Genomic DNA, 4,810 nt, shown 5'->3' on the forward strand with positions numbered 1-4,810 from the left:
CGATGGTGTTCGCCGCGGCGGTGATCGGCGCCATCACCCGGCTGACCGAAATCGGCCTGTCGATCGTCGAATGGGCGCCGATCACCGGCATGGTGCCGCCGCTGTCCGACCAGGCCTGGGCCGACGCCTTCACCGCCTACAAGGCAACGCCGCAATACCACTACATGAACACCGGCATGTCGCTGGACGCCTTCAAAGCGATCTTCTTCTGGGAATGGCTGCATCGGGCCTGGGACCGGCTGAGCGGCCTGGTCTTCGCCGCCGGCCTGGCCTGGTTCGCTTATCGCCGGGCGCTGGGCTGGAGCCTGGGCCTGCGCCTGTTCGGCCTGCTGGTGGTCGGCGGGCTGCAGGGCGTGCTGGGCTGGGTCATGGTGCAGAGCGGGCTGAACGAGCGGCCTTCGGTCAGCCACTACCTGCTGGCCGCGCATCTCGGCCTCGCCGTGCTGCTGTACGCCCTGATCCTGTGGGCCGCCTACGGGCTGGTGCTGCCGCGGCTGGGCAGCTTCCCGAAGGCGGCGTCGCTGCGCCGCCACGCCGCCATCGCCATCGGCTTTGTCGCCGTCACCATGTGCTGGGGCGCCTTCGTCGCCGGGCTGCGCGCCGGGGAGGTCTACAACACCTTCCCGCTGATGGACGGCCGCTTCCTGCCGCCCGAGGCGTTCAGCATCATCCCCGGCTGGCTGAACCTGTTCGACAACACCGCCCTGGTGCAGTTCACCCATCGCTGGCTGGCGATCAGCACCGCCCTGGTCGTGCTGTCCCTGGCCATCCGCTGCAGCCGCACGCCGGCGGTCGGCTGGGGCCATCTGGTCGGCCTGATGGTGCTGGTCCAGGTCGGCCTGGGCATCTCCACACTGCTGACCCAGGTGCCGGTCGGGCTGGGGGCGATGCATCAGGCCGGGGCGCTCATCCTGCTGGCGCTGCTGCTCGCGCTACGATTTGTCACCCGGCCGGTTTCGGAATCACGCCCCAAGTGAGCCCAAGAAGAACTTAAAGAACAACTGAAGGCCTGATTCGACACTTTCCTTTTTGCGACTTTTGCAAGGCGTGAAACCCGCTCCGGAATCATAGCAGACCCGCGAATTCGATTGCCGAAGAGCGGTCGAGACGATACCGTCCGCCATCACTCCTCGCTGGTGGGAGACGGACGGAAATGCGCGTCTGAATGCGACGTGTTTGATGCAAACAAACCAGTGACCGGGATGAATACCGGAAACAGTAGGGGCGAACACATGCACAGCTTCACCAAGATCCTGGCGCGCGGGCTGCTCGCCGCTGCCCTGATGGGTGGCGTCTCGAGTGCCGCGATGGCCGAGACTGTATTCAACAAGGGCAACGGCGCCGAGCCACTGACGCTCGACCCGCACAAACTGTCAGGCGTGCCGGAATCGAACATCGCCATGGATCTGTTCGAAGGCCTGCTGACGCCAGACGCCAAGGGCGAGCCGTCGCCGGGCGCGGCCGAAAGCTGGACGATTTCGGACGATGGCCTGACCTACACCTTCAAGCTGCGCCAGAATGAGCAGTGGTCGGACGGCACCCCGGTGACCGCCGCCGACTTCGTGTTCTCCTGGCATCGCCTGATCGACCCGAAGACCGCTGCCGACTACGCCTACTTCCTGGACCAGGTCGTCGGCGCCAAGGATGCCCGGCTCGGCAAGGGCTCGCTGGACCAGGTCGGCGTGAAGGCGGTCGACGACCACACGCTGGAAGTGAAGCTGGTTGCCCCGACGCCCTACTTCCTGTCGTCCCTGGTGCATCAGTCGACCTATGCCATCAGCAAGGCCAACTACGACAAGTTCGGCGACGATTTCATCAAGGCCGGCAACCTGGTCTCGAACGGCGCCTACCAGCTGACCGAGGCCGTGCCGCAGGGCTACATCAAGCTGACGAAGAACCCGCACTTCCATGATGCGGACAACGTCAAGATCGACACGGTGATGGTCTACCCCACCGAGGACATCGACGCCGAGCTGCAGCGCTTCAAAGCCGGCGAGCTCGACATGACCTATGAGCTGCCGAGCCAGCAGATCCCGAGCCTGAAGAAGGAGATGCCGGACCAGATCCACATCGCCCCTTATCTCGGTGTCTACTTCTACGCCTACAACCTGACGCATGAGCCGTGGAAGAGCAGCCCGGAGCTGCGCGAGGCCCTGTCGCTCGCGGTCGACCGTGACTCGCTGATCAAGAATGTCACCCAGGGCGACCAGATCCCGGCCTACACCTTCGTGCCGAAGGGCACACTCAACTTCCCGGGCTGGGATGCGGATGTCTCCAAGCTGACCCAGGCCGAGCGCGACGCCAAGGCCAAGGAGCTTTACGCCAAGGCCGGCTACGGCCCGGACAAGCCGCTGAAGCTGGAACTGACCTACAACACCAGCGAGAACCACAAGAAGGTGGCCGTGTTCATCGCCGCCATGTGGAAGCAGAAGCTGGGCATCGACGTCAGCCTGGTGAACCAGGAGTGGGGCACCTTCCAGGACACCCGCGACAAGAAGGAATTCCCTGACATCGCGCGCCATGGCTGGATCGGCGACTACAACGACGCCTATGGCTTCCTGCAGCTCGAACTCGGCGATGTCGGCGAGCAGAGCACCTCGGGCTACTCCAATCCGAAGTTCGACGACCTGATGACGCAGGCCGCCAAGGCCACCGATGCGACGAAGCGCGGTGAGCTGATGCAGCAGGCGGAAAAGGTGATGATCGCCGACCTGCCGGTGCTGCCGCTGTACTTCTACACCACCCACCACGCCGTCTCCCCCGCCCTGAAGGGCTGGGTCGACAACGTGTCGGATTACCACCTGGCGCGCTGGCTGTCCGTCCAGCGCTGAGGATGAGTCTGTGACGATGCCCGCCCACCGGACCCGCCGGAGGGCGGGCATCGACCTTTTCGGCCCCCGGGATACGTCCGACATCCCCCGCCGGGCGAGGATCTGATGCCATGCTGAGCTATGCCGTGCGCCGCATCCTGGGCGCGATCCCGACCATCCTGGCGATCATCGCGATCGCGTTCTTCATGATCCGCCTGGCGCCGGGCGGCCCCTTCGCCAGCGACAAGCCGCTGCCGATCGAGATCAAGCGCAACCTGGAAAAGGCGTACCATCTGGACGAGCCGCTCTACATGCAGTTCGGCCGCTACATGGGCAATGTCCTGCAGGGCGATTTCGGCCCGTCGTTCCGGATGCGCGACTACTCGGTGAACGAGCTGCTGCGCCAGGGCTTCCCGTATTCGCTGCAGATCGGCCTGATCGCGGTGGTGATCGCCAGCTTCTTCGGCATCCTGTTCGGCACCATCGCGGCCCTGAAGCAGAACACGCCCGGTGATTACGGCACCATGGCGATCGCCATGATCGGCATCACCATACCGAATTTCGTCGTCGCCCCGCTGCTGGTCCTGCTGCTCGCCGTGACCTGGCGGATCCTGCCCGCGGGCGGCATCACCGCCGGCTGGACCTCCTTCATCCTGCCGATCGTGGCGCTGGCGCTGCCGCCGACCGCCTATATCGCCCGGCTGACCCGGGCCAGCATGATCGAGGTGCTGCGGTCGAACTTCGTCCGCACCGCCCGGGCCAAGGGCCTGCCGGAGCGGATCACCATCATGCGGCACACGCTGAAGGCCGGGCTGCTGCCCGTGGTCTCCTATCTCGGTCCCGCCACGGCCGGCATCATCACCGGCTCGATCGTGATCGAGCAGATCTTCGGCATCCCCGGCATCGGCCGCTACTTCATCCAGGGCGCGCTGAACCGCGACTACACGCTGGTGATGGGGACGGTGATCTTCTTCGCCGTCCTGATCATCCTGTTCAACCTGCTGGTCGATCTGCTGTACGGCGCACTCGACCCGCGCGTGCGCTACGATTGAGGACACGGCCGTGACCGACGCCACCATCGGAACCCTTCCCCCGGCCACCACGCCAATCAAGGGCCGCAGCCTGTGGCAGGACGCCTGGCGGCGCCTGCGCACCAACAAGGCCGCCATCATCAGCCTCGCGGTGCTGATCGTGATCGCGATCGCCTGCGTGCTCGGGCCGCATCTGCTGCCCTGGGGGCTGGACGACGTCGACTACACCTCCTTCACCACGGCGCCGACCTTCCAGGCATTGCCCGACACCCCGGGCGCGCATTATTTCGGCACCGAGGCCAACGGCCGCGACCTGCTGGTCCGCACCCTCTATGGCGGCCAGATCTCGCTGATGGTCGGCGTCGTCGGCACCCTGGTCAGCCTGATCATCGGCGTGACCTACGGCGCCACCTCCGGCTTCCTGGGCGGCCGGGTCGACAGCATGATGATGCGGCTGGTCGACGTGCTGTATTCCCTGCCCTTCATGTTCTTCGTGATCCTGCTGATGGTGTTCTTCGGCCGGAACATCCTGCTGATCTTCGTCGCCATCGGCGCGGTCAACTGGCTGGACATGGCGCGCATCGTCCGCGGCCAGACCCTGTCGATCAAGCGCAAGGAATACATCGAGGCGGCGCATGCCTGCGGCGTGTCGAACTGGGGCATCATCCGCAAGCACGTCATCCCCAACACGCTCGGCCCAGTCATCGTCTACATGACCCTGACCGTGCCGCAGGTGATCCTGCTGGAAAGCTTCCTGTCCTTCCTCGGCCTCGGCGTGCAGGAGCCGATGACCAGCTGGGGCGTGCTGATCTCCGAAGGCGCCCGCAGCATGACCATCGCCTGGTGGATGCTGGTGTTCCCGGCCGTGTTCCTGGCCGTCACCCTGTTCTGCCTCAACTTCATCGGCGACGGGCTGCGCGACGCCCTCGACCCACGCGATCGCTGAGCCCCGAGGCCATCTGAAACCAT

General features: G+C 65.3%; 4 protein-coding genes. All 4 read left to right on the forward strand.

The window, feature by feature from the left end; genetic code table 11:
- The coding region (locus AC3XYG_RS33710; protein WP_489144258.1) for a COX15/CtaA family protein at window positions 1–977 on the forward strand (977 nt) is incomplete at its 5' end.
- A 255-nt stretch (window positions 978–1,232) separates the two neighbouring features.
- Window positions 1,233–2,831: a peptide ABC transporter substrate-binding protein gene (locus AC3XYG_RS33715; protein ID WP_489144259.1), complete on the forward strand. Its 1,599-nt coding sequence runs from the start codon at window positions 1,233–1,235 to the stop codon at window positions 2,829–2,831.
- Between the two features lie 110 nt (window positions 2,832–2,941).
- Window positions 2,942–3,862, forward strand: a complete 921-nt coding sequence (gene oppB, locus AC3XYG_RS33720) for an oligopeptide ABC transporter permease OppB (protein ID WP_489144260.1) — start codon at window positions 2,942–2,944, stop codon at window positions 3,860–3,862.
- A 10-nt stretch (window positions 3,863–3,872) separates the two neighbouring features.
- Window positions 3,873–4,787 carry an ABC transporter permease subunit gene (locus tag AC3XYG_RS33725; RefSeq protein ID WP_489144261.1) on the forward strand — a complete coding sequence of 305 codons (915 nt, stop codon included), beginning with the start codon at window positions 3,873–3,875 and terminating at the stop codon, window positions 4,785–4,787.
- Window positions 4,788–4,810: the final 23 nt, after the last annotated feature.

Source organism: Inquilinus sp. (genome assembly GCF_057815775.1).